Source organism: Acinetobacter sp. ANC 4862, assembly GCF_004336635.1.
In the GTDB taxonomy this organism is placed as follows: domain Bacteria; phylum Pseudomonadota; class Gammaproteobacteria; order Pseudomonadales; family Moraxellaceae; genus Acinetobacter.
In genome coordinates, this window is the sequence record NZ_SJXH01000043.1 from 1 (window position 1) to 25,787 (window position 25,787).

Sequence of the window (25,787 nt, forward strand, 5' to 3'; positions counted from 1 at the left end):
TCATGGATAAAGCCTACAATTCCAAGGATCGGGTGATTGATCCAATCCATAAGATCAATGGTCAGATTGTGATGCCGTCCAAAAGTAACGCGATTGATCAGCGTGATTATGACCCACATCTTTATAAGGCAAGACATCTGATCGAGGACTTCTTCGCCAAGCTCAAGCAGTATCGAGGTATTGCTACGCGCTATGATAAATTGGCTCAAAACTTCCTGTCAGCGATCTACCTTGCCTCAATCATGATATGGCTTAATTGATGACACGCCCTAGTAGCAATAAATAATTTTATAAATAGCGAGAAAGAAGTATTAAAGTTAATACTAAATATTTGCTTTATTACTTCAATCTTGGCCTTTCTAAAGGTGAGATAGAATGTCAAAAAAGTTAAGTCATATACTCTTAATTGGAGTTGGTTTATTTTCATCAACTTGGGTAATGGCGTCAATTGAACTCAGAACCCAACTAATTAATTTTAAATACAATTTTATAAATATTCATTGACCCAAATTAGATTTAGTGGATTGAATCACTTTAAAATCTTGTTCAAATCCAATTCAGGATTTGAAATGACGTATCGATTATACCAACATTGAGAGCACTATAAAATATTATAATATAACGTATCATTTCTTTGATATTCTTTTTTGATGTATCATTCTTTTAGACACATTCAGGGACAAGGTAATGTTTGAAATTATTGATGATTTAAAAAATAAGTTAGATCAGCATCGTCCCCTACCACCTGCAATAGTAAAAAATTTACAAGAAGACCTTATTGTACGATGGACTTATCATTCCAATGCTATTGAAGGGAATACACTTACTCTATTAGAAACCAAAGTTGTGTTAGAAGGTATAACTGTTGGTGGGAAGGCATTAAGAGAGCACTTCGAAGCAATTAACCATAGAAATGCTATTTATTACGTTGAAGACATAATCAAGAAACAAGAACCTTTTTCTGAATGGCAAATCAGGAACATACATCAACTGATTCTTAAAAATATTGATGATGATAATGCAGGACGTTACAGACAACAAAATGTACTAATTTCAGGTGCCACGACAACTCCACCTGATTACACTTTACTTGCTGACAAAATGGCTCAGTTTGTAAATTGGTATAATTCTGAAGCAAGCCAACTTCACCCAATTGAACGAGCAGCTAAGGTGCATGCAGATTTTGTCGGTATTCATCCTTTTATTGATGGCAATGGCCGTACTTCACGTTTATTGATGAACTTAGAGCTAATGAAATCTGGTTATCCACCATGTGTTATTAAAGTTGAAAATCGTTTGGCCTACTATGATGCTCTCGATCAATGGATGGCTCATGGCAAAACTGAACCTTTCATTCAATTAGTTGCAGATGCTGTATTAGAAGGCTTTAAGCCTTATCAGATAGTTTTGGATATTTGATATTTATCTAAGAATAGACAAAAAATTTCTAGGAGAGAGGTGGGGTAGCCCATTATTTAGTTCTAATATGAAGAATAAACTTTCTGACAACAACCAAATTAGAGTAGTTTCTACTTTTTCTGAACTTGTAAATTCGAATTTTCAAGGAGATATGAATGCCATTTGCTGGTATAGAAATTTGGTTGGCGACTTTAAAGAGATAATGGCTAAACTTGAATTAAAAGAGAACATTACAGGAGTTTCTGTTGAAGACCTTTTAGCCCTGAAACTTTCAGAAAAAGGGAATCTAGCAAGGGAAATTATCTTAAAGGATATGCAGATTTTAACTGATTTTGGTGCATCCCCTTCTTTGAATTTGCTGAAAAGTTATGAACGTGATGAAGAGCTAGATTTCATTTCAACAGATGTATATTCGTATCATATTGATCGCTCACCCATTGAAACGGATACTTTTTTATGTACCTACTATGGCCCTGCAACTGATATCCTGCCCCATGATCAGATTGAGCAAAAGATTTTGATTACAGAAATCAGGGCAAAACTCAAAAAATTACATGACGGCCCAGAATCTGAATTTGAAACTTTCTTAGAAGATAATTTCTTCGACTTGCATTATCAGCCTAAACCCAATACAAAACCTGTGAATTTGGGCTCAGGACATCTTTGGCGCCTGGCTGTAGATCATCCAATGCAACAAGCCTTACCCTGTGTTCATAGAGCTCCTGCTGAAAAAGATGGTGAGTATAGACTGCTATTAATTTGTTAAATATTTATTCGATATATAGTGGTGAATAGGATCCCTAAACGCAGAAAATGAGCCAGATTGAAGAGTTGCTGCCACACCGGTGGAAACCTTCTTGAGTCAAGCGGGTTTCACCGATGCTTACTCATTGGTGACGTCCAATGAGGGCTTTTTTATTCTGCTAAAACAAAAACACCTGTTTGTATATAAAATTTACTCACACAAAAAACTTTGGATTTTGGGCTTAGGAATTGTCTAGATCGGAATAAAGATGACTTAGAAAAATTAAGGTGTGTACGTCTCTATTTTAGTAGGCGTTAATAAAAAACTCATTAAGTCTCGACCCACTACTAATGGACCTTGATAATTTACCTTAGTCCGTTGGATTAACACCTCATCAGGAATACCAATAATTTTAGACGAAACTCCATTTACAATGTGACTATATACTGCCATTTTAGGTTTAGTTTGATTAAAAATTTCACCTGCCTCTCGAGGATTAGTATGATGAGCATACACTTGTTGCACGGCATGAATATCTTGAAACTCTGCTACTTCATGTATCAATAAATCAACACCTTTGCCACATTTAAGCACATTAGCAGTGGGAATTGTATCACCACTTATCACTACTGAACGCCCAGCATAATCCACCCTATAACCTAGGGCAGGTTGAATCGCACCATGATGGTCATGTTCAACTTTAAAGGCAGTGACGACTACGCCATTTTGATTAAAAACAACACCGCCTTCAGCAGGAAATTCATGAGCAACAATATTAGTGGTATCTTTTTTTAGCTCACCATCTGCTACTCTCACTCGAATATCATCTGCATGGGCTATCTTCAACCCTTCTACTAAAGCAAGGACGCCAGTTGGTCCATATACATTAAAATCACCTTGACGACCTCCAAAAGCAGGTATATACCCTGTCATCCACATATCACTAAGACCATTTACATGGTCGGAATGATAATGGGTTAAAAAAACACCATCCACCTTTCCTAGCGGTATACCTGCTTGTGTTAAACGAATGACTGCTCCTCGCCCTGCATCAAAAACAAGATTATATCCTCCAGCTTGTACCAATGTAGACATACCAAAACGTTGTTCACTAGGTACAGGACTACCTGTTCCCAATAAAGTTACACGCATTTCATCTTTATTTGGAGAAATACGGGCAGGATGGGTGCTCGCAAGGTGCAAGTATTCATTATTACTCGTTACTGCTTTGCTCCTCCCTTGTGAAACAAATGTAGGGGTATGATATGTGCTGAATTAGCAGGAGACTTTCACTTGGGATATGCTAGGCAGCTAACCGATAAAAGTTCTCTGCTATTTGATTTGGCGTTTTAAAATCCAAACTCTTTTGAATTCTTCGCTGATTATAAAATAACACAATGTATTCTGTAATATCTGCTTTAGCTTCATCTCTGGTTTTATAGTTGCAATGATGCACTAATTCATTCTTGAGTATGCCCCAGAAACTTTCAATCGGTGCATTATCGTAACAGTCCCCACGTTTGCTCATTGAACCTTGAAAATCACATTTTTCCAGTATCTTTCGATATTCATGGCTGCAATATTGGCTGCCTCTGTCCGAATGAATAATTAAGCCTTTCGTTGGTTTTTGATTACGAATCGCCATAGTCAGTGCATTGCAAACAAGTTGTGCGGTCATACGCTCATTTAAGCTATAGCCAACCACTTGTTTCGTGTACAGGTCTTTTACTGCTGCCAAGTATAACCAACCTTCAGCAGTCCAAATGTATGTAATATCGCTTGACCATGCAAGATTGGGCTTAGTCATTGAAAACTGTTGCTCTAGTAAATTTGCGTAGATCGCTCGATTATGATCACTCTTCGTAGTTCTTTTGAAACGCTTATGACGCTTACAATACAGCTGGTTGAGCTTTTTTATTTGACGTACAGCATACGTATTGATTTTGATACCTTGCGCTTGTAAATGCTTAGTTAATCGAATATAGCCATAGCTTTGTTTAGTTTCCTCATGAGCTATTTTGACCAAAATTGTCTGTTGATTTCGCTGAACCAATCTTTTATTCATGCCTCGTTTTAGCCAATCATAAAATCGTGACACTGAAACGTGAAGTAATCTAGCCATAAAGCTAATCGGGAATAAATGTCTTTGCTGTTTCATATAGGCGTACCTTACTGACTTTCTTTCGCAAAGTACGCTGCTGCCTTTTTTAGAAATTCACGTTCCATTTCAGCTGTTTTGAGCTGTTGTTTGAGCTTTTTATTTTCTTCGAGTAAGGCATTTAGATCAGGTGAATATTGTTTAGTGCCTGCTAAGGTGCCAGTCTTTGCTTTATTATTCCAATTTGAAAGAGTTTGCATTGAAATGCCAAGTTGTCTGGCTGTTTCCGATACATTGCCTTGATTGGCTTCAATCAATTTTATTGCTTCAACTTTAAATTCTGCGGTGTAAGTCTTCTGTTTCTTGCTCATGGTAAACTCCTGATGAGTGTCTATAGTTTACCAAGTTAAAACCTCCTGTTTTCTCAGCACACATCAGCAGAATTAAAAGCTTAATTACATCAGCAACATCGAAACTATCGTAATTGTCGGTGCTGGCCAGGCAGGTGCAAGTGCGATTTTAGAACTTCGTGGCCAGAAGTATGAATGTAAGATCTTTCTGATCGGTGATGAAAACATCTGCCTTATGAACGTCCATCACTGCCCAAAGACGTGATTCTAAAACCTGAAGAAACCAAGATCTAAATTCTGTCAGAAGAAAACTGGCTGAACTTTATAAGTTGAATGAAGAAGATCTTCATTCAACTTCTTTATTTTTTAATGAAGTAAACCTTTCCTCAAAAAATTAACATCTTATCAAAGCTATGGTAAAGATGCTGGCAGGTTAACTCAGATTTGAAATTTAATAAAATCTGAAACTTAAAGTCTAAAATCGTATAGATTTATCCATTTTTACCCTTCCAACCCTCTCAATCCTAAAAATTATTACTTCTCATAGTAAGTTCATGAACTTATTAAATTAAAACAACGCATTTAAGTTAAGCTAAATGATTAAAATCATTATTAATTATTCATTAATAAAATTATGAAGTGAACTTCAGGGGGAACATAAATTAAATTACATTTTCCAAATTGAAGTTGATATTTATCTAACGTAATTTTTATTTCTATGTTTTCTTTTTGTGGTACTCAAAGCAGAATTCGCTATGTCAGAGGCAAATTTAGGATCATTCATCAATTTTGAAAACAATTTATATCCCATGAATGCCTGACTTGAAATATTTCTTTTATATTATTTTCAATGACTTGATATAAGTCACGCACGGGAAACGTTCATATTATCTACAGCTTATTGTCTATATAGAGAACACTTTATAAAAATAAAATATGAATAAAATATATTTTAATTACAATTATTTAATTTTAACTTTTAGTCTAAGTAAAAGTGAATTTGTAATATTTCTGTCACAATTTGTTCTTAATATCCCTGCCGAGTCAAATCAGGCTTGTTAGAAGAACAGTATTTATTATGTCGGCTGCAAAAAAAAACTTACATAACTCTCATACCTATATAAACCGTGAACTTTCATTACTGGAATTTCATAAACGTGTTTTGGCACAGGCAAAAGATAGCTGTCATCCTTTACTGGAGAGATTCAAGTTTTTAATTATCTTTTCAAGTAATTTAGATGAATTTTTTGAGATTCGAGTCGCAGGCTTAATGAAGCAGCTCGACCTTAAATTGATCACCAGCGCTCCTGATAGCATTCCCAATGAAGTGATTTTGCAACAAATATCAGAAACAGCACATCGTGCGGTAGAAGAACAATATAAAATTTTAAATCAAACATTATTGCCAGAACTTCAAAATTACGGCATTCGATTTATTCAGTTTAACGATATCTTAGAACGCCATCACGAGTGGATTAAAAATTACTTTTTCAAACAAATTCAGCCAGTTGTAACACCAATAAGCTTAGACCCTGCTCATCCATTTCCACGCTTAGTCAATAAAAGTCTTAATTTTATCGTGTCATTAGAAGGTCAAGATGCTTTTGGCCGTCATATAGATTTAGCCATTGTTCCTGCGCCTAGATCTCTTCCTCGTGTTGTTCGGTTACCGGATGAATTATGTCCTAAAGGTGAGCAACATTATATTTTGCTGTCTGCCATGATCCAATATTATGTCAATGATCTATTTCCTGGAATGACTGCTACAGGTTGCTACCAGTTTCGCGTGACAAGAAATGCAGATTTAACTTTAGCAGCAGATGTAGATGATCTTGCGATCGCCTTGAAAGATGAACTTTCATCTCGCCGGTTTGGTCGTGCGGTAAGATTGGAAGTCGATCAAAAGTGTCCAGACAAACTGAATAATTATTTATTGGAACAGTTTAATCTGACCCAGCAAGAACTTTATCGAGTGAATGGGCCGGTCAATTTAACCCGTTTCTTTATCGATTTTGATATTCCAGAACTTAACTTCAAGCCCTTTCAGCCTGTTATTCCCAAAGCGCTACGCAATCAGAGTCTAATTTTTGATGTATTAAAAAAAGAAGATGTTCTTTTGCATCATCCTTTTGATTCTTTTCAGCCTGTGATTAATCTACTCAGAGAAGCAGCAAAAGACCCGCATGTTTTAGCAATAAAACAAACCTTATATAGAAGTGGTCCCGATTCTGAAATTGTCCAAGCCCTGGTAGAAGCAGCGCGAAATGGTAAAGAAGTCACTGCAATCATTGAGCTTCGTGCCCGTTTTGATGAAGAATCAAACATTATTGTAGCCAATCTTTTACAAGAAGCAGGTGCTGTAGTGGTATACGGCATTGTTGGCTACAAAACCCATGCAAAAATGATTTTGATCGTGCGTAGAGAAGGTGAAAACCTGCGTCGATACGTGCATTTGGGTACAGGGAACTACCATGCTGGCAATGCCAAAATGTATACAGATTATGGACTTCTCACCACAGATGATGATATAGCAGAAGATGTGCATAAGATTTTTCAAGAGCTGACTGGTATGGGACGAATGGCCAAACTGAAAAAATTATTTCATGCGCCATTTACCTTACATGACCAGCTTTTACACTATATTGAACAGGAAACTCAGTTTGCCCTTTCAGGCCAACCTGCGCGTATTATTATTAAAGTGAATGCATTAACCGAGCCTCAACTGATCTCGGCCTTATATCAAGCGTCACAAGCCGGGGTAAAAATTGACTTAATTATTCGTTCAATTTGCTGTTTACGACCACAAGTTGAAGGCCTGTCTGAAAATATTACAGTGCGTTCCATTGTAGGAAGATATTTAGAGCATACCCGTGTTTATTATTTTTATCATAATGGTGCAGAAAAATTATATTGTGCCAGCGCCGACTGGATGGGAAGAAATTTATTTTCGAGAGTTGAAAGTTGTTTTCCAATCGAGAATAAAAAAATTAAAAAACAGATTATCCAAGATGGCCTGCTTAGCTATTTAAAAGATAATACAAGAGCCTGGGAACTTGATGCGAATAGCCAATGGACTTTGACACAGCCGAAAGAGAATGAGGAAAAGTTTATGGCTCAAAAATACTTAATAGCTCAAAGGGAAATTAAAACCAAATCCTGAACTGTTTTAGTTATCTAGTTTTGATAAAAAATAAAGAAAAATTAATCTAATACGAATTATATGAAGCCCAGATACTAGATCTGGGCTTTTTCCTGTTATTTCTATTTGCGACTTACATTTCCGATTCATGTCACGACCATTCAGTTAACAAGGGGCTGTTGACATGTGTTGTTTAAAAAATAGCGAGAAAGTGGAATTTAATCACTCAACCAAATCTACCTCTCGCTATGCACCGTACAATGCTGAATGATCAACACTGGTCAAAGCTAAAAGCCTTACCGAGCAATGCTGCAATGGAAAAAAATTAACTATTTCCCTTCAGTACATGTGCCGCATTAAATTCTTTATAAGTGAGTCGATCTGCTGAATCTTCTGACAAAGGCTCAATCTCATACATAGACGAAAGGCAGCGTTCTGCAAGCTGTATATACTGCTCGGTGCCCTTAGTTTTCCATGCAATTTCTTTTGCTTCCAAGCTACGGATCACCTTGGCTGGACTACCGAGTGCCAGTGAATTTTCAGGAATCTTGGCTTTGGCTTTGACCGTGCTATTGGCACCAATAATGGTATTTTCGCCAATTTCTGCTTCATCTAGAATGACACTGTTCATTCCCACCAGCACATTTTTGCCAATGATACAGCCATGTAAAATTGCGCCATGTCCAATATGACCATATTCTTCCACTAAGGTCACACTGTCGGGAAAACCATGAATGGTGCATGAATCTTGAACATTGGCATTTTTCTGAATACGAATTCCACCAAAATCGGCTCTTAAGGCCGCGAAAGGACCAATATAGACCCCGGCCTCAATCACCACATCCCCAATCAGCACCGCAGTCGGATGAACATAAGCTTGAGGACTGACAACAGGGACCACACCATCTATGGCATAACAAGGCATCGTTTTATTCCTTTAAAATCTGATTGCTTTAATAGCTAATTTCTTCCTGCCGCAAACCACCAAAGCGTTTATAAAACTGTGGATGTACAGGCGGCATGGAACCTTCTGAAGTCCGTGCGATATCCATGAAAAATTCTTCACCCGCAGCCACCACGGTTTGATACAAGTTACTGCTTAAGTTTCGGGCATTGATGGATAACCAGTTTGATGGCAATAATTCAAATGGCAGATTTGGATCTTTTAATAAAATGCGACGATATTGATGAATCAGTAAAATTCGCAGTTGAAAGGCCTGTACCGGTTCGAGTTCATCTTCATTTTCGACTAAATGAAAGAACTCTCTAAACACACCGATGAATTTTTCATAGCGCTGATGCAACTCCTGAACCGGCCAATTCGTCTCTACCATACGTTTCACGGTTGGATAAGATTCTTGCCATAATAGTAAGGCTTCTGCCTTAAATACCACCACCTGCTCTGTCATTTTTAAATTTAACAGCAAGTTTTGCAGTTTGTGGTGATCACAACCCGGATAGGCCATGACATTGGTGGCAATATTGGCAAAACCTAGCCATTCCAGTTCTTTTTTTAATAGCAGTTTATTTTCCAGTTCAACCGAACTCAGCAGCACCAGATCCCATTTCTGATTCCATTCCTGATGAGTAAAACTGTAAATTTTTTGATCTGCCATAATGAAGCGCTGGCGGCTGCTTTCGGTCACGCGGTAATAACTGGTGCGGCCAATTTTCTCCGAGACCAGCCAGCCATTTTGAACCAGGCGAAACACGGCAGTACGAACGGATCTCTCGTTAAAACTAAATACGTCCATCAACTGGATTAAACTGGCAAGACTGATAATGCCACCGCGGTGAAAAATACAGTCACCAAAGATGGTCATGATTAATGAAGTCCCGCTCAGTGCTTCATTGCGAATAAAGTCATCGATTATTTGTTTTAATTTCGGATTCATTTCGTTTAACTTTACCTTTTAAAAACTGGATGATAGACCATTTGGCTATCATCCAATAGAACTTCATGCAGACTTGCGGATATCAAACACACGTTGTGCTTTACCTTCCGAGCGTGGCAGACTGCCTTCTGGCAGCACTTCGACGCTCACTGTGATCCCGACCATGGTTTTAATCTGGCCCTTAAGCTGAGTCGCCAGCTGATGCGCCATAATATCGCTACTATCTTTACGCATTTCGGTACGGATATGCAACGTATCCATATGTCCATGTTTACAAATATGGATTTGGTAGTTAGGGATGAGTTGCTGGATCTGTAAAATCTGCTCTTCAATCTGTGACGGGAATACATTCACACCACGGATAATCATCATGTCATCACTTCGACCAACAATTTTATCCATTCGGCGCATGGTACGTGCCGTGCCTGGCAATAAACGGGTTAAGTCACGGGTACGATAACGAATCACCGGCATGCCTTCTTTGGTAATGGTGGTGAAGACCAACTCACCCAGCTCACCATCCGGCAGCACTTCACCGGTTTCAGGGTGAATGATTTCAGGATAGAAATGATCTTCCCAGATAGTTGGGCCATCTTTAGATTCCAGACATTCCATCGCCACGCCGGGTCCCATGACTTCTGACAGACCATAAATATCCAATGCATCAATGCCCAGACGTTCTTCAATCTCCTTGCGCATTTCATTGCTCCATGGCTCTGCACCAAATACGCCGGTTTTAATCGAACAGTTTTTGGCTGTACCAAATTTTTTCTCAAGCGCCTCAATAATATTCAGGCAGTAAGATGGGGTGACCATCAGTGCAGTCGGCTTAAAGTCATGAATCAGCTGCGCCTGACGTTCCGTCTGTCCACCGGACATCGGGATCACGGTTGCGCCCAAGCGTTCAACGCCATAATGTGCACCTAGACCGCCGGTAAACAGACCATAACCATAAGACACCTGAATGATATCTTTGCTGCTCAAGCCGGCTGCTCGAAGAGAACGCGCCACCACATCAGACCAGACATTAATATCATTTTGGGTATAACCAACCACGGTAGGCTGACCGGTGGTGCCAGAAGATGCGTGCACACGTACAATCTGTTCCTGTGGAACAGCGAACATACCAAACGGATAGTTATCGCGTAGATCCTGTTTGGTGGTAAACGGGAATTTAGCCAGGTCTTCCAGTGATTTGAAATCATCCGGATGCACACCAGCATCATCAAATTTCTTTTTATAAACCGGACTGTTCTGATAAGCATGCTGTAGGGTCTTTTTCATACGCTGAAGCTGAACACTGCGTAATTCATCAACCGATACCGTTTCAATTTTTTCCATTGCATTGTTATTCATATTCTTACTCCTGACGCAGTCATCCTGACCACGATTTATTTCATTAATTGAATGCTGTTCTTAATCCATATTTTCTAGAATCAGTGCAACTCCCTGTCCTACACCAACACACATGGTGCAGAGTGCATATTTTCCATTACGACGTTTTAGTTCTTTCATGGCCGTGATCACCAGACGGGTACCACTCATACCTAAAGGATGGCCTAAGGCAATAGCACCACCATTCGGGTTGATTCTCGAATCATTATCTTGTAGACCCAGTTCACGAATCACTGCCAGTGACTGCGCGGCAAAAGCTTCATTCAGTTCAATCACATCCATCTGTTCCAGACTTAGGCCAGTCTGCTTCAAGACTTTCTGCACGGCTGGCACCGGCCCAATGCCCATATATTTGGCTTCAACACCGGCACTGGCTATCCCGATCACTTTGGCTTTTGGGCTCAAACCATACTGCTCGGCAAACTGCTGATTCCCTAGCAATACGCAAGCTGCACCGTCATTGACACCCGAAGCATTACCGGCGGTGACTGAACCGCCTTCTTTACGAAATGGTGTTTTTAATGCTGACAGATTGTCCAGCGTAGTCTCTGCACGCGGGTGCTCATCTTGGGAAATGGTGAGAGTGGTTTTCTTCGAACCTTTGACCTCTACCGGCAGAATTTCTTCGGCAAAAATACCCTTCTGCTGTGCTACTGCAGTTTTCTGCTGACTGTGATAGGCAAACAGGTCCTGGTCTTCACGGCTAATCTGATATTTCTCGGCCACATGCTCTGCAGTTTCCGGCATGCTGTCGACGCCAAACTGCGCTTTAAATTTTGGATTGATAAAACGCCAGCCAATCGTCGTGTCATAAGTTTCAGGGATACGGCTGAAGGCAGTCGTGGGTTTGGATTGCACATAAGGCGCACGGCTCATGGATTCTACGCCACCCGCCAAAACAAATTGTGCTTCACCCGATTTGATGGCACGTGCTCCCAGTCCAATTGCATCCAGACCTGAGGCACATAAGCGGTTCACGGTGATCGCTGGAACAGAATCAGGCAGCCCTGCGAGTAAAGCAGCCATACGCGCAACGTTACGGTTATCTTCACCGGCCTGATTGGCACAGCCCAAAATAACTTCATCCAGTTCTGCCCATGGCAATGCAGGATACTGATCTTTCAGATACTGAATTGGCAAAGCAGCCAGATCATCGCTACGGATACTGCTCAGTCCACCGGCATAACATCCGATCGGGGTGCGTATTCCATCAAAAATATAAACCTGTTCCATGATTCTTCCTTATTAGCCAGCTACGCGTAATGGGTGTTGCTGAGTTTTCTGTGCATGTCCCTGCACCGCTTTCTTTGCTAAATATATACTAGTTCTATAGCGATCTTCACCATAAATATGATACATATTTTCTAAAATTTGTAAAATTGTGTAATATCCGATTCTATCTGTCCACTCAAATGGACCACAAGGATAATTCACACCATATTTCATAGCAGAATCAATATCTTGTTCTGATGCAATATCATGCAATACGGCTTCACAGGCTTCATTCACCAGCATGGCGATACTACGTATAACATAAAGACCTGGATGATCCTTAGACCAAATTGGTATCACATTCATACCTATTAGGAATAGTTCTGCCGCTTGGCGCTGTTCTTCACTACAAGCCGGTGATGCCACCACTGGAATCGCCTGGGCATTAGCCCAATCTGCATGCCAGTCCATCAACACCACTGGGTCATGCGGATAAGCCAGTTCAACCGACTCGCCAAGCGATAATCGCAGGGAAAGATCACCGATCAGGATTTCATTCTGTTCTGCCGCCTGAAAACTCAGTTCCACATGAGATGCCTGTTTTAAACGTTCAATCAGTGCTGATGAATGCAGCCATTCACCTTTTACCGTGACTTTGAGCTTATTCAGCGACTTGGCATAACATACTGGCAATTCATACACTGGTGCAGGCTTGGCCTGAGCGTAATCATAAAAACCCTGACCGGACTTGCGGCCATAACAGCCAGCATCGACCAGTTCTTTTTGAATCAAGGACGGGCGGTAGCGTGGCTCATAGAAAAACTCTTGATAGACGCTTTGTGTCACCGATAAATTCACATCCTGACCAATCAAGTCCGTGAGTTCACACGGTCCCATGGCAAAACGGCCACATTCGCGCATGATGAAATCAAGCTGTTCCGGTGTGGTGGCATTTTCCTGCAAGGCACGGAAAGCTTCGGCATAATAAGGCCGTGCGACACGGTTCACGATAAAACCGGGTGTAGATTTGGCTCTCACCGGGACTTTTTTCCAAGATGCCATGAGCGCAAATGCGGCATCGGCAATTGCCTCTGAGGTTTTTAGCCCCCGGATAATCTCGACCAGTTTCATCACCGGTGCCGGATTAAAGAAATGCAGGCCAATCACCCGTTCCGGATTCGGAATCGCCGAGGCAATTGCGGTAATGGAAATCGAGGAAGTATTGGAAGCAAAAATTGTCTGTTCCGGGCAAATGGCAGCCAGCTGTTGAAACAGGTTTTGCTTCACTTCTTTCTTCTCGACAATGGCTTCAATAATTAAGCCCGCATCGGCAAGCTGCTGAATATCCTCTGCCACGATCAGATTGGCGAAGGTACTCTCCAGCAATTGCTGGGTCATTTTGCCATTCTGTACCCGCTTACTGAGCTGCGCCTCTAAAGCAGTTAAGGCACTCTGAACTTTGCTGCTATCGAGATCAAACACATAGGTCGGATGCCCGTGCATGGCTGCCAGTTGTGCAATACCAATCCCCATGGTTCCCGCACCGACCACAGCAACTTTGACTTGTTCTAAATTGATCTGCTGCATGATTTAGCATCCTTTATATTCAGGGGTACGCTTCTGCATAAAGGCTTGTACACCTTCTTTATAATCGCTTGAACGTCCAGCCAGACGTTGCAGGTCACGTTCCAGAATGAGCTGCTCATCCAGATTATTGTCGGCTGCGGCATGAATGGCTTTTTTGATCAGGGACAGACCATAGGTCGGTTGCTGTGCCAAATGCTCTGCCAGTTTTTTCGCTTCTGCTTGCAGTTGCTCATCTTCAACCACCTGCCAGATCATGCCCAGTTGTACTGCGCGCTCAGCCGGAATTTTATCGCCGAGCATCGCTAGACCCATCGCTTGAGCACGGCCAACCAGACGCGGCAAGAACCAGGTACCGCCTGAATCTGGTACTAAACCTAGACGGCAAAAGGCTTGAATAAATGAGGCTGATTTTGCTGCAATCACAATGTCACAAGCCAAGGCAATATTGGCGCCTGCCCCTGCTGCCACACCATTCACCGCACAAATCACCGGTTTTGGCATTTCGGTAATCAGCTTGATCAAAGGGTTGTAATATTTTTCAATCGACAGGCCTAAGTCCGGTGCATCGGCATTCGGATCGACCACACGATCATTCAGATCCTGACCGGCACAGAAACCACGGCCTTCGGCTGAAATCACCACGGTACGAATCCGGCTGTCTTTGGCCCAGGCCTTGATGACCTTGGAGACTTCCTGATGCATGGTTTCATTAAAGCTGTTGAGCTGTTTTGGACGGTTAAAAGTCAGGTAGCCCACTGCATTTTTTTCTTCGACAATAATTGTTTGATAATCCATTACACACCTCTAAATTCTGGTTTTCTTTTTTCTAAAAATGCATTGATGCCTTCCTGACGATCTTGGGTCGCTGCCAGCCAGACAAAATGTTGACGTTCAAGTTTCAGTCCCTGACTTAAAGTCACTTCATGAATCGACTTTAAGGATTGCTTGATGGCACGAATGGCCAGCGGTGCCTGCTTGGCAATTTTTTCTGCCAATTCCAGTGCGTATTGCACGGTCAGTCCTGCCGGACAAACCTGACTGCTAATGCCATGTTGCAATGCGGTCTGTGCCGAAATCATTTCACCGGTCATGGCCCAGCGCATCGTTAATTGCTGACCGACTAGACGGGCCAGACGCTGTGTTCCACCGGCACCCGGCAGCATCCCTAAACCAATTTCAGGCAAGGCAAACTGGGCATTTTCTCCAGTCAGCACCATGTCGCCATGCAAAGCCAACTCGAAACCTGCACCAAAAGCATAACCATTCACGGCCATGATTAAAGGCTTGGAAAATTCATCAATTTTTTTCCAAAGCAGTGGGCGCTGATCCTGCTGGATACTAACCACATCTAACTGTGCTAGCTCATTTAAATCAGCACCGGCAGCAAAGCATTGCGTATTTCCGGTGATGACCACGGCTTTCACAGCAGCATCTGTTTCCAAGTCCTGTAAACAGGCTGCAATGTTTTGCAAGGTGGCATTGTTTAAGGCATTGCGCTTTTCTGGGCGATTCAGCTCGATCAGTACCACACCTGGCTTGGGTGAGCTGGTTTTAATGTAGGTCATCCTTGAACTCCTGCTATGCTCGCAGTGCTGTAAATTCAGCTTTTATTCGTCAAAACTGAGTCGGACATTGGCCGTGGTTGGACGTGCCTGACAACTCAACACATAGCCTTTTTGAATTTCATCTTCTTCCAGACTGTAATTCACAGCCATTTCAACCTGTCCCTCTAACACCTTACATTTACAGGTTGCACATACCCCGCCCTTACAGGCATAAGGCAGGTCTGCCCCGGCACGTAGTGCAGCATCTAAAATACTGTCATCCTGTTTGGAGACTTCAACAATCAGCTCGCGACCATCCAGAACAATATTGACGCGTTCTTCGCTACGGCTTTCCATCTGCTGGGCGGTTGCTTTCGGTGCAGTACCCGTATTGAAGCGTTCAGTGTGAATCTTGCTGCGCTGAATGCCCCAAGTCGGTAATACCGTTTCGACCGCTGCCATCATTTCTTCAGGACCACAGGCAAAATAATGATCAGTGTCGGCTGAAATCAGATTGGCCTGAAACAGCTGCTGCAATTTGTCCGCATTGATACGACCGTTAAAGATGTCACTGTCATTCAGTTCACGTGAAAAAATATTCACCAGTTGCAGACGTTCCTTAAAACGGTCTTTCAGATCCATGATCTGTTCAGAAAACATGGTCTGTTTCCATGAACGGTTGCCATATACCAGAGTGAATATTGCATCCGCTTGACGGTTCAGCACCGACTTTACAATCGATAAGATTGGCGTAATGCCACTGCCTGCTGCAAATCCTAAATAATTCTGGCCACCTGCCTTGGCTGCTTTCTGAAAGAACACCCCTTGCGGTGGCATGACTTCCAGTACATCACCCGCTTTGAGATGCTCATTGGCCCAGGTTGAAAACTGACCCTGATCAATTTTTTTAATCGCAATACTCATGTCTTCCTGAGTATCACTGCAGATTGAGTAACAGCGGCGCAGCTCGCCGTCATCGGTTAAATGACGAATGGTGAGGTGCTGACCCGGCTGATATTGAAAAGTATCCAACTGCTCAGGCGTGAGATCAAAGGCAATGCAGATCGCCTGCTCGGTTTGTGGCTGAATCGATTTAATGATTAATGGTATAAATTGGCTCATGGCAAAATCCTTCTTTTAGGTGGCGGTGTTCAGGCTTGTTATTGGTTTACCCTGCCCACCGCGCAATCGTTACAATTAAATACATTTGAAATAGTCAAAAGTTTCTAAGCAGTCCCGACATTGATATAAAGCTTTACAGGCGGTCGAACCGAATTCACTTAATAATTTGCTGTTATTACTTAAGCACTGTGGACAGCTGATGCCATCGGCCAATGCCACATGCGTACCACAGCTATGTGACTGACCTTGCGGCGGGGCAATACCATATTGCTGTAATTTGTGTTTGCCCGATTCACTCATCCAGTCCGTGGTCCAGGCTTGAGAAAGATCCACAATGACTTTGACCGGCGTCAAACCGTTGGCCTCGAAAGCCTGGGTAATTTCTGCTTTTAATAAATCCGTGGCCGGACAGCCGCTATAGGTCGGCGTGAGTCGCACCACAATTTCATCCTGCTGATTCAGCTCGACGCCACGAATCATGCCCAGATCAATCACTGACAATACCGGAATCTCTGGATCAGAAACCTGCTGCAAAACGTCCCAACATTGATCTTCTACGTGTCGAATCAGATTCATGCGACTCACTCCCTGTGATTATGCTAAATTACCAGCTCATGTTTGGATATGAGCGCTGCATGTATTGCAGTTCAGCCAAAACAAAACCGAGATGCTCTGTATGTAAACCCTGTTTAGCCCCACTGCGATAAGCACCCAGCTCTGGCAGGTTTAATTTAAATCGAGCTAACTCGGCTGTAATCGTCTCCAGCCACTGGGCTTTTAAATTTTCAATATCTGGAATGACACCGCTATCGACCAACTGTCTTTCATCAGCCGTCAGTACAAAAAGTTCCTCGGTAAAACGCCATAACTGGTTTAAACCTTGCTGGATTTTTTCATGTGCTTCTGCTGTACCTAAACTTAAGCGTTCCATCCAGGTGGTGGAAAAACGCTGGTGATATTTCACTTCTTTGAGTGACTTCACTGCAAAGGCAGCCAACTCAGCAGGCTGACTTTGACTTAAAGCGCTAAACAATAAAGCGTGATAGTGATCCATCAACCACTGGCGCACCAGAGTCTGGGCAAAATCACCATTCGGCTGTTCACAGAGCAGCAAATTACGGTATTCACGTTCGGTGCGGAAATAAGCCAGCTTGTCTTCATCACGGCCCAGCCCTTCCACTTCACCTGCCAGGCTGAGTGCAGTACGTGCCTGACCCAATAAATCCAGTCCGATATTGGCTAAGGCAATATCCAGCTCCAGTTCAGGTGCATGACCACACCACTCTGCCAAACGATGTGACAGGATCAGTTGACTGTCACCTACATGTAAAAGAAATTCTGCCAATACTTGATTTGTCATACTCTTCACCTTTCCCTTTACATGTGCTCGATGCCAGCTGGAATGTTATAAAAGGTTGGATGGCGATAAACCTTGTCCAAAGCGGGTTCAAAAAATTCTGCTTTTTCATCTGGCTGTGAAGAGGTAATCAATTCAGATTTCACCACCCAGATACTGATGCCTTCATTGCGGCGGGTATACACATCGCGGGCATTTTGTAGTGCGACTTCCTCGTCCGGTGCACGCAGGCTGCCGACATGACGGTGACTCAGACCCTGTTTACTACGGACAAACACTTCATAAAGTGACCAGTTGTTTTTATTATTCATGAGCAAAATTCCCTATATTGATCAAACTGTTTTAAGCAACTTTTTGTGCTTCTGACTGTTGCTGCTGTTTTTGAGCATAAACTGCTGCAGACTCACGTACCCACTTGCCGCCTTCCCAAGCTTTGCGGCGTGCTTCAATACGCTCATGGTTACAAGGTCCCTTGCCTGCAAGAATCGCAAAAAACTCATCCCAATTGATTTCACCAAATTCGTAATGTCCGGTTACTTCATTGAATTTGAGGTCTGGATCTGGAACGGTTAAACCCAGCTGTAAGACTTGCGACACGGTGTTATCGACAAATTTCTGACGTAGCTCATCGTTGCTGAATAATTTAATTTTCCACTGCATACTTTGTGCACTGTTCGGTGAATTATCATCACTTGGACCAAACATCATCAGTGCCGGCCACCAGAAACGATTCACTGCATCCTGTGCCATCTGCTTTTGTTCCGGCGTACCATTGGCCAATTCCATCATGGCTTCAAAGCCCTGACGCTGATGGAAACTCTCTTCCTTGCAGACGCGCACCATGGCACGTGCATAAGGACCGTAAGAAGTACGGCAAAGCGCAACCTGATTGACAATTGCTGCACCATCTACCAGCCAGCCAATCGCTGCAACATCGGCCCAGCTCAGGGTTGGATAGTTAAAAATTGAAGAATATTTCATGCGACCGGCAATCAGTTTATCCATCATGTCGTCACGATCCGCACCCAAGGTTTCTGCAGCACTGTACAGATATAACGCATGACCGGCTTCGTCCTGGACTTTTGCCATCAGCACGGCTTTACGTTTTAAAGTCGGTGCACGGGTAATCCAGTTGCCTTCTGGCAACATGCCCACCACTTCAGAGTGTGCATGCTGACCTATCTGACGAATCAAGGTGTTACGATAAGCATCCGGCATCCAGTCCTTCGGCTCTATGGAAATATCCTTTTCAATCTTTTGATCAAAGATTTGTTGTTGATTATTCATTGTTCCCTCACTTATCCCAAGTGTTGATACATTCAAATTAAAACGATACACAATTAAAATCAATATATATTTATTAGTATCATTTAATTTTTAAAGCATATTATGAGTAAGTGTATGTTTTATATATTTAAATATTTTTTATTTTATTGTTAATCATTTTTAAACACACATTTGTGATTGACATTTCAGCTTTTTAATCACAAATTATGAAACATCAAAATTAAAATACTTCCCAAAACGTATCATAAATGGAGTTTTACAATGTTAGAGTTAGATAGCGGCTCAAGCGCAATGGATTATCAAGATACTGAGTCACAAAATAATCCTATTTCCATCAAAAGCTTAGCTTCACTGGTCTATGGTCAGGAATACACCGCTCAAGCCGATTTACGTACGGTTTATCATGCCATTAGCGGTGAAGCTGTTTATCAGGTCGGCAGTCAGGGCATCGATACCCAAGCCGTGGTGAAGTATGCCAAACAAAAAGGCGCGACTATTGCCAGCTGGACGTTCCATCAACGTGCCAATGCACTGAAGCAAGTGGCACAGTATTTGATGGAACGCAAAGAAGACTTTTACCAGCTTACCAAGGCGACAGGCTGTACCCGTAAAGATGCCTGGATTGATATTGAAGGCGGGATTGGCACCTTATATGCCTATTCGAGTTTGGTGCGTCGCGAACTGAGTGATGAAACAGCACTGGTCGAAGATGCCTGGATTCCTCTTTCTAAGCAAGGTAGCTTTGGCGCGAAACATATTCTGACGCCTAAAGCCGGTGTCGCCGTGCATATCAATGCCTTTAACTTTCCAATCTGGGGCATGCTGGAAAAAATTGCACCTACACTGTTGGCAGGCGTACCCTGTATTGTCAAACCGGCCACTGAAGGTGCCCAGCTGACCCATGCCGTGGTTAAAACCATTCATGAAAGCGGTTTCTTGCCAGAAGGTTCACTGCAGCTCATTTGCGGACAGGTCTATGATTTATTTGATCATTTAAATCCTCAAGATACGGTCACCTTTACCGGTTCTGCTTCAACAGGGCAAAAACTGCGTTCGCATCCACACTTAAATGCCTACTCGATTCCGTTCACCATGGAAGCAGACTCGGTCAACAGTGCGATTTTGACTGAGCAGGCCAATGACGAAAGTATTGATTTATTTGTCCGTGAAGTTTTCCGTGAAATGACCACAAAAGCCGGACAAAAATGTACCGCCATTCGTCGTGCCTTTGTTCCAGCCGAGCTGCTGGATACAGTACAAAGTCGCCTGATTGAAAAATTGAAAAAAGTAGTTGTCGGTGACCCTTCTCAAGAAGGCGTCAGCATGGGCGCTTTGGCCAGCGTCAAACAGAAACATGATGTCGCGGCAAAAGTTGAACAGCTGAGCCAAGATGCAGAGATTGTATTCGGTAGCCACTTGCGTCAAGACTTTATTCTTCAAGTACAAAGCGCTGAAAAGTCTGCATGTTATCCACCTACAATTTTGGTATGCAAAGCGCCGGCTCAGGCAGAAAACATTCATAAGGTCGAAGCCTTTGGGCCTGTGGTGACTTTAATGCCGTATACTGACCTGGCTCAGCTTGCTGACCTGGTCGCACGTGGCGAAGGTAGTCTGGTAGCATCCATTGTACGCAATACCGATGAAAATATTGAACAACTGCTCAGCAAAATTGCGCCATGGCATGGTCGTGTACATATTCTGGATGCAGAAAGTGCCAAAGAAAGTACCGGACATGGTTCTCCATTACCTTTACTGGTTCATGGTGGACCGGGTCGTGCTGGTGGGGGTGAAGAACTCGGTGGCTTGCGTGCAGTCAAACATTATATGCAACGTACTGCGATTCAAGGCTCGCCAAATGCTATGACCCAAGTCGGCCATAGCTGGACGGCTGGAGCTCAGGTCTTTGAAGACCGCGTGCATCCTTTTAAAAAATCATTTGATGAATTGCGTATCGGTGAACGTTTGCTGACTGCGCGACGTACCGTGACAGAAGCCGATCTGGTCAACTTTGGTTGTCTGAGTGGTGACTTCTTCTATGCGCATATGGACAAAATTGCTGCGGCAGAATCCCTGTTTGGTGAACGTGTGGCGCATGGTTATTTCGTGGTGTCTGCTGCAGCCGGTTTATTCGTTGATGCCGCTCCAGGTCCGGTCATTGCCAACTATGGCATGGACAACTTGCGCTTTGTGGAACCTGTGAAAATTGGTGATACCCTTCAGGTGGAACTGACCTGTAAGCAGAAAACCCCGAAAGCACTGCGTGATCCGGCACAAAAACCACATGGTGTGGTGGTCTGGGATATTAAAGTCAAAAATCAGCGCAATAAGCTGGTTGCAACCTATGATATTTTAACCCTGGTTGAACGTGGCTAAAAATTCAAACTCAAAAAAAAGGAATCATTATGATTCCTTTTTTTTATTATATAAATTTATTTGTATCCTTTTGTGGAAATTGATTGACGCAAATAAATTTAAACTCTAGATTAGATAATACGATACACAATAAAAACAATATTAATATTATAAGTATCAAGATATCTCAAACGATCAACATAGGATGTTGCATGATGAATGATAAATCGCTGGACATAGAAATGGTTGAAAGGACGCTTCAACCCGAAAATCAAAGTTTTGAGCCTACCTCTGTAGACACAGGCTCGCCTGTTTCTGAACAGACTCAGCCGCCCAAAGAAAGTAGTACCTATCAATGGTATGTGGTGGTGATCTGTATGCTGGCTTACATTCTGTCATTTGTAGACCGTCAAATTTTATCGTTAATGATTGAGCCGATTAAAGCCGATTTAATGCTGAGTGATACCCAGTTCAGCTTATTGCAAGGACTCGCTTTCTCGTTATTTTATGCGATTATGGGTCTTCCTATTGCCGCGCTGGCGGATCGAAAGTCCCGAATTAAAATTATTGCGACAGGTATTGCTTTCTGGAGTCTTGCCACAGCAGCTTGTGGTTTAAGTAAAAACTTCATTCAAATGTTTCTGGCACGTTTGAGTGTCGGTGCAGGTGAAGCCGCACTTTCCCCAGCATTTTATTCGATTGTCGCCGATTTATTTCCTAAAGAAAAATTAGGCCGTGCACTCGGTGTTTATGCCATTGGCGCCTTTATTGGTTCAGGTTTAGCTTTCCTGATTGGCGGCTATGTGATTGGGCTATTAAAAGACATCAGTTTCGTGGCTTTACCGGTGATTGGTGAAGTGAAGACCTGGCAACTCACCTTTATGATTGTGGGCTTACCCGGTGTATTGCTTGCGCTTCTCATGGTGCTGACGGTGCGTGAACCTGCTCGTAAGGGTATGAAAGTTGGTCAAGATGGTCAGGTTGTTAAGGCTTCCTTCAAGAACTCGATTGGCTTTATTAAGACGCATAAAAAGACTTTCTTCTGTCATTTTATTGGTTTTTCTTTTTATACCATGATGTTGTATTCACTTCTGGGTTGGGCACCTGCTTATTACATGCGTAACTTCGGCCTTGATGCAAGCCAAACTGGTTATATCTTAGGTAGCATCATTTTAGTGGCGAATACCTCTGGTGCCTTATTCTGTGGCTGGCTGATCGACTTCTTCTCTAAACGTGGATACAGTGATGCTGCTATCCGTGCCGGTGCAATCGGCTGTGCAGCCTTAATTGTTCCAAGTGTATTGTTTACTCAGGTCGACAACATGTATTTATCATTTGCACTGATATCTGTGGCTATGTTCTTCTCAACATTCCCGATTCCGGCATCTGCAGCCGCAACTCAAATGCTGACACCAAACCAACTACGTGCACAAGTTTCTGCCAAATTCCTGCTTATCTCAAATATGATTGCCCTTGGGGTAGGAACCACAGCCGTTGCTTTAATTACTGATAAATATTTCCAAAACACCGTAATGGTGGGAAATTCCATTTCAATTGTGAATGCTGTCGCAGGTGTAATTGGAATGTTTTTACTGTACAAAGGCTGTAAATATTATCGAGAAAGCATGAAGTTTGAAAAACTGGATAAAACTTTCTAAGCTCCAATTTTAAATCTTTAAATATTACCTCTCTAAGGTCTGTTGAGAATTAACGAGCGTTAATTCTCAATAGACTCTAGCTCCACCGTAGAGGTTCTGCGGTGCATTTGGTTAATGCTGCGTACACTTCGCAAAGTGATTCTTTCTTGCATGGGCTGTTAATCGGCACACGCAAGGGGGATCGTTTTTACCGCCTCAATGGGGAAGTTGTGCAAGCAGACTGGAATGCTGCGAGAAACGTGCTTGCAAGATTAAACGACCCTGAGATAAGTCGTTACACACCTTACCGAGAGGTAAAGCGTGTATTGCAAGAACGGACTGATCGCTACAAGTCGGAACTGACCGACTCAGGCTCTAGTTACAAGCTTGGAAACAAGACATTAACAGAGTGCGAATTAGTCCTTGACTATGTTTGACTACATATTAAGGAACAGCTGAAGATGATGTTACCAATATTTCCAATATGGCTATTGTATCCATTACCTTTCCCTCCTGCTTTTATTGTTCTTTTTTTATACTTCATGATGCGAATCTTCATCAACAATACTTTAATGAAATAAGTAAAAAGTTATGAAAATATTCGAGCATTAAAAAACCAGTGCTATTAGCTAGCCGATCCCTACTTGCCGTCATCACACCCCTTCCAATTGAGGCAGCTAAGATTGCCAGACCTAAACGTCTCATTCGCATATTTACCACCAATAAGAAAAGAAAAACCCCGACAAGTTAATGAAGGGGTTTATATGTCGTAATACGTTCGACAGGGAAGAAAATACAAATATCTTTCAATAAAAAAAACTGTTTAACTCTCCCAAATTAAACAGTTTTGATTTGCGCCGAAACTTTAGAATTTTTCAGTTATTCTTTATTTTCACTAAATATATAATCAAATCATTTCAACATTATGAAAACAAAAAAATATTATTACAATTAATCGTATTTTTTTGATTGGTTGTTAATTAACTTGCTTCAAACAATTCCGGCACATTTTGATTTCTTCATTATCAACCGTGTAATCGAATTCAGTGACACCATGTAAGCCAAATAAGCACATTAAGAATTGGAGCATGTATGTCTCTTTTATTTCCGGCAAAAAAAATACCTCCCGAGGGTGGGAGGCAAAACTAAAAAATCAGAAACTACAGCGATAGATTCTATGGCGCGTATTCTATATACAATTAATTGTCAATCATTGGCAAAACATTACTTTTAAATTCAATTTAAAAAATCAATAAAAAGCTCGCTTAAGCGGAGTGGTATTAAGCGGGCCACTATTTGAGTACCCTTTAGTTCTTTTTAGCGTGTTATTTTCTTTGAAATGAAGAAAATATAGCACCTAAAATTTATGACAAAGTCCAAACATCAGCCAAAAAGAAGATCATTTGTTGATTTATGAAAGAGATACCGTCTGAAACGTCAAGCAAATTATTGAGAATTCATGCTCAATAATCCGCTTGATAAGGTTGTTGGTGTTTGAGTACACCATAACAAAGATGAACCAACTTCCTCATCGCAGCTCCAATCGCCATCATTTTGGTTTTACCATTGGCCAATAACCTTTCATTCATCCCTCTAATGTGGGGATTATGCCGAGTTGCGACAATGGCTGCCATATATAAACCGGCACGTATTTTGGAAGAGCCCGCTTTGGATAAACGGCTTCTGCCATGAATGGAGCTACCCGATTGCTTTTGAATGGGGACCAAGCCAACAAAGGCGGCCGCTTGACTAGCCCTTTCAAAAGTATGGCTGCGCAAGAAACTGAGCATTAATAAACTGGTTCGATCTGCAATAGCTGGAATACTGCTGAGCAGTTCTTTATCATTTCTTAAATCAGGATTCTGATCAATATGAGCATCAATTTGCTGGTCGATACCCTGAATGTGCTTGTTTAACTGCCTAATACTCTTATGGATAGACTGAAGTACAGGTTCCATCGTGAAGGTAGACTCTGCTTTTTCCAAACGATTCTTTTCACGTTGTAAATCTTCACAAAGCACAGCTCTTCTATCTAGCAAAGCATTCAGAAATTGAATATGTTGGGGTAAAGGTTGCCAAAAATGTAGATCGGCAGTCATCGCAAATCGAGCTAGAACTTCACTATCCACCTTGTCTGTTTTATTCAGCTTAGACATACTCTGAGCAAAATATCGAGCTCTGGCAGGATTGGTTACACAGACTTGATAGTCCGCATCAAATAAATATTTAGCCAAGAGTTCATGATAAATAGATGTGGCTTCCATTAAGATAATGGTCTGCGTAGAAGTTGCAGCATGCTGCTTTAGCCAGGTTTGAAGTTGCTCAAAACCTTTTGGTGTATTTGAAAAAGTTTTGGTTTTCTTTTTACTTGCAGAATTTTCTAAAATTAAACAGCAATCAATGTAAGCGTGCGCTGAACCCCATAGCTATTTTTTAATTTGAGTTGGGTTTCCAGCGGTGTGGCAGTAATTCTTCAATCTGGGTCACTTTATGTGTTGGCAACCTTTTCAGCACATCACTTAAATAGGCATACGGATCCAGCCCATTCAGCTTTGCTGACTGGATTAAAGTCATGATATTGGCCGCTCGTTGACCACTACGCAGCGAACCTGCAAATAACCAGTTCTTGCGCCCCAACGCCCAGGGAC

The 25,787-nt window shown here is 42.0% G+C and carries 22 protein-coding genes and 3 pseudogenes; 8 read left to right on the top strand and 17 right to left on the bottom strand.

Translation table 11 applies throughout. The features are described 5' to 3' along the window. The 4 genes and pseudogenes from E0409_RS14555 to E0409_RS14565 form a co-directional block, all read left to right on the top strand. Positions 1 to 260, top strand: a 260-nt coding sequence (locus E0409_RS14555) for a transposase (protein WP_131292012.1), incomplete at its 5' end; no start/stop codon positions are given. Between the two features lie 115 nt (positions 261 to 375). Then, positions 376 to 453 (top strand): annotated as a pseudogene (locus tag E0409_RS17095) (multicopper oxidase domain-containing protein); the annotation flags it as partial. 234 nt (positions 454 to 687) lie between these two features. Then, complete coding sequence (locus tag E0409_RS14560; RefSeq protein ID WP_131292014.1) at positions 688 to 1,419, top strand: Fic family protein; 732 nt, start codon at positions 688 to 690, stop codon at positions 1,417 to 1,419. Between the two features lie 67 nt (positions 1,420 to 1,486). Continuing rightward, positions 1,487 to 2,185, top strand: a complete 699-nt coding sequence (locus tag E0409_RS14565) for a DUF1826 domain-containing protein (protein WP_131292016.1) — start codon at positions 1,487 to 1,489, stop codon at positions 2,183 to 2,185. 261 nt (positions 2,186 to 2,446) lie between these two features. Here the strand turns inward: E0409_RS14565 and E0409_RS14570 are convergent, their stop codons facing one another. Both E0409_RS14570 and E0409_RS14575 read right to left on the bottom strand, forming a co-directional pair. After that, entirely contained in the window at positions 2,447 to 3,367 is a 921-nt protein-coding gene (locus E0409_RS14570; RefSeq protein WP_252151826.1) for an MBL fold metallo-hydrolase, read from the bottom strand. Between the two features lie 100 nt (positions 3,368 to 3,467). Next, a protein-coding gene (locus E0409_RS14575; protein ID WP_131292018.1) for an IS3-like element ISAba21 family transposase occupies positions 3,468 to 4,633 on the bottom strand; the annotation gives its coding sequence in 2 pieces (ribosomal slippage) (positions 3,468 to 4,375 and positions 4,375 to 4,633; 1,167 coding nt in all). 88 nt (positions 4,634 to 4,721) lie between these two features. Here E0409_RS14575 and E0409_RS14580 point away from each other — a divergent pair. After that, positions 4,722 to 4,903: pseudogene (locus tag E0409_RS14580) on the top strand (FAD-dependent oxidoreductase); the annotation flags it as partial. Positions 4,904 to 5,224: 321 nt separating this feature from the next. Here the strand turns inward: E0409_RS14580 and E0409_RS16795 are convergent. After that, positions 5,225 to 5,485, bottom strand: a pseudogene (locus E0409_RS16795) (hypothetical protein). 205 nt (positions 5,486 to 5,690) lie between these two features. On the opposite strand from E0409_RS16795, the gene ppk1 reads away from it, so the two are divergent. Then, entirely contained in the window at positions 5,691 to 7,772 is a 2,082-nt protein-coding gene (ppk1, locus tag E0409_RS14590; protein WP_131292020.1) for a polyphosphate kinase 1, read from the top strand. Positions 7,773 to 8,076: 304 nt separating this feature from the next. Here the strand turns inward: ppk1 and E0409_RS14595 are convergent, their stop codons facing one another. The 12 genes from E0409_RS14595 to paaA all read right to left on the bottom strand — a co-directional run bounded on the left by E0409_RS14595 (position 8,077) and on the right by paaA (position 19,150). Then, entirely contained in the window at positions 8,077 to 8,676 is a 600-nt protein-coding gene (locus tag E0409_RS14595) for a DapH/DapD/GlmU-related protein (RefSeq protein WP_131292022.1), read from the bottom strand. A 28-nt stretch (positions 8,677 to 8,704) separates the two neighbouring features. Next, entirely contained in the window at positions 8,705 to 9,646 is a 942-nt protein-coding gene (locus E0409_RS14600; protein ID WP_131292024.1) for a PaaX family transcriptional regulator, read from the bottom strand. A 63-nt stretch (positions 9,647 to 9,709) separates the two neighbouring features. After that, the gene (gene paaK / locus E0409_RS14605; RefSeq protein ID WP_131292026.1) at positions 9,710 to 11,002 is read right to left on the bottom strand and encodes a phenylacetate--CoA ligase PaaK; all 1,293 of its coding nucleotides are present in this window, start codon (positions 11,000 to 11,002) and stop codon (positions 9,710 to 9,712) included. A gap of 60 nt (positions 11,003 to 11,062) precedes the next feature. Next, positions 11,063 to 12,274 (bottom strand): 3-oxoadipyl-CoA thiolase, encoded by a 1,212-nt coding sequence (gene pcaF / locus E0409_RS14610; protein WP_131292028.1) that lies wholly within the window; start codon positions 12,272 to 12,274, stop codon positions 11,063 to 11,065. A 12-nt stretch (positions 12,275 to 12,286) separates the two neighbouring features. Next, positions 12,287 to 13,840, bottom strand: a complete 1,554-nt coding sequence (locus tag E0409_RS14615) for a 3-hydroxyacyl-CoA dehydrogenase (protein ID WP_131292029.1) — start codon at positions 13,838 to 13,840, stop codon at positions 12,287 to 12,289. Between the two features lie 3 nt (positions 13,841 to 13,843). Further along, positions 13,844 to 14,635, bottom strand: coding sequence for a 2-(1,2-epoxy-1,2-dihydrophenyl)acetyl-CoA isomerase PaaG (gene paaG, locus E0409_RS14620; protein WP_131292031.1), 792 nt, complete (start codon positions 14,633 to 14,635; stop codon positions 13,844 to 13,846). Continuing rightward, a complete protein-coding gene (locus tag E0409_RS14625) occupies positions 14,635 to 15,405 on the bottom strand; it encodes an enoyl-CoA hydratase-related protein (protein WP_005104871.1) in 771 nt (256 codons plus the stop codon). The genes paaG and E0409_RS14625 overlap by 1 nt, the downstream gene beginning before the upstream one ends. A gap of 42 nt (positions 15,406 to 15,447) precedes the next feature. Beyond that, positions 15,448 to 16,506, bottom strand: a complete 1,059-nt coding sequence (locus E0409_RS14630) for a 2Fe-2S iron-sulfur cluster-binding protein (protein WP_131292033.1) — start codon at positions 16,504 to 16,506, stop codon at positions 15,448 to 15,450. Positions 16,507 to 16,581: 75 nt separating this feature from the next. Next, complete coding sequence (paaD, locus tag E0409_RS14635; protein ID WP_131292035.1) at positions 16,582 to 17,082, bottom strand: 1,2-phenylacetyl-CoA epoxidase subunit PaaD; 501 nt, start codon at positions 17,080 to 17,082, stop codon at positions 16,582 to 16,584. Positions 17,083 to 17,110: 28 nt separating this feature from the next. After that, positions 17,111 to 17,866: a 1,2-phenylacetyl-CoA epoxidase subunit PaaC gene (paaC, locus tag E0409_RS14640; protein WP_131292037.1), complete on the bottom strand. Its 756-nt coding sequence runs from the start codon at positions 17,864 to 17,866 to the stop codon at positions 17,111 to 17,113. 17 nt (positions 17,867 to 17,883) lie between these two features. Beyond that, positions 17,884 to 18,174, bottom strand: coding sequence for a 1,2-phenylacetyl-CoA epoxidase subunit PaaB (gene paaB / locus E0409_RS14645; RefSeq protein ID WP_004279183.1), 291 nt, complete (start codon positions 18,172 to 18,174; stop codon positions 17,884 to 17,886). Between the two features lie 31 nt (positions 18,175 to 18,205). Continuing rightward, complete coding sequence (gene paaA / locus E0409_RS14650; protein WP_131292039.1) at positions 18,206 to 19,150, bottom strand: 1,2-phenylacetyl-CoA epoxidase subunit PaaA; 945 nt, start codon at positions 19,148 to 19,150, stop codon at positions 18,206 to 18,208. Between the two features lie 261 nt (positions 19,151 to 19,411). Here paaA and paaZ point away from each other — a divergent pair, with 261 nt between their 5' ends. Then, positions 19,412 to 21,523, top strand: coding sequence for a phenylacetic acid degradation bifunctional protein PaaZ (paaZ, locus tag E0409_RS14655; protein WP_131292041.1), 2,112 nt, complete (start codon positions 19,412 to 19,414; stop codon positions 21,521 to 21,523). Between the two features lie 191 nt (positions 21,524 to 21,714). Then, on the top strand, positions 21,715 to 23,160 hold the full coding sequence (locus E0409_RS14660) for a spinster family MFS transporter (protein ID WP_131292043.1): 1,446 nt from the start codon (positions 21,715 to 21,717) through the stop codon (positions 23,158 to 23,160). Between the two features lie 1,442 nt (positions 23,161 to 24,602). Here E0409_RS14660 and E0409_RS14670 read toward each other — a convergent pair. Together E0409_RS14670 and E0409_RS14675 are read right to left on the bottom strand one after the other, a co-directional pair. Then, a complete protein-coding gene (locus tag E0409_RS14670) occupies positions 24,603 to 25,541 on the bottom strand; it encodes an IS110 family RNA-guided transposase (protein WP_131292045.1) in 939 nt (312 codons plus the stop codon). A gap of 31 nt (positions 25,542 to 25,572) precedes the next feature. Then, the coding region (locus E0409_RS14675) for a transposase domain-containing protein (RefSeq protein WP_131292047.1) at positions 25,573 to 25,787 on the bottom strand (215 nt) is incomplete at its 5' end.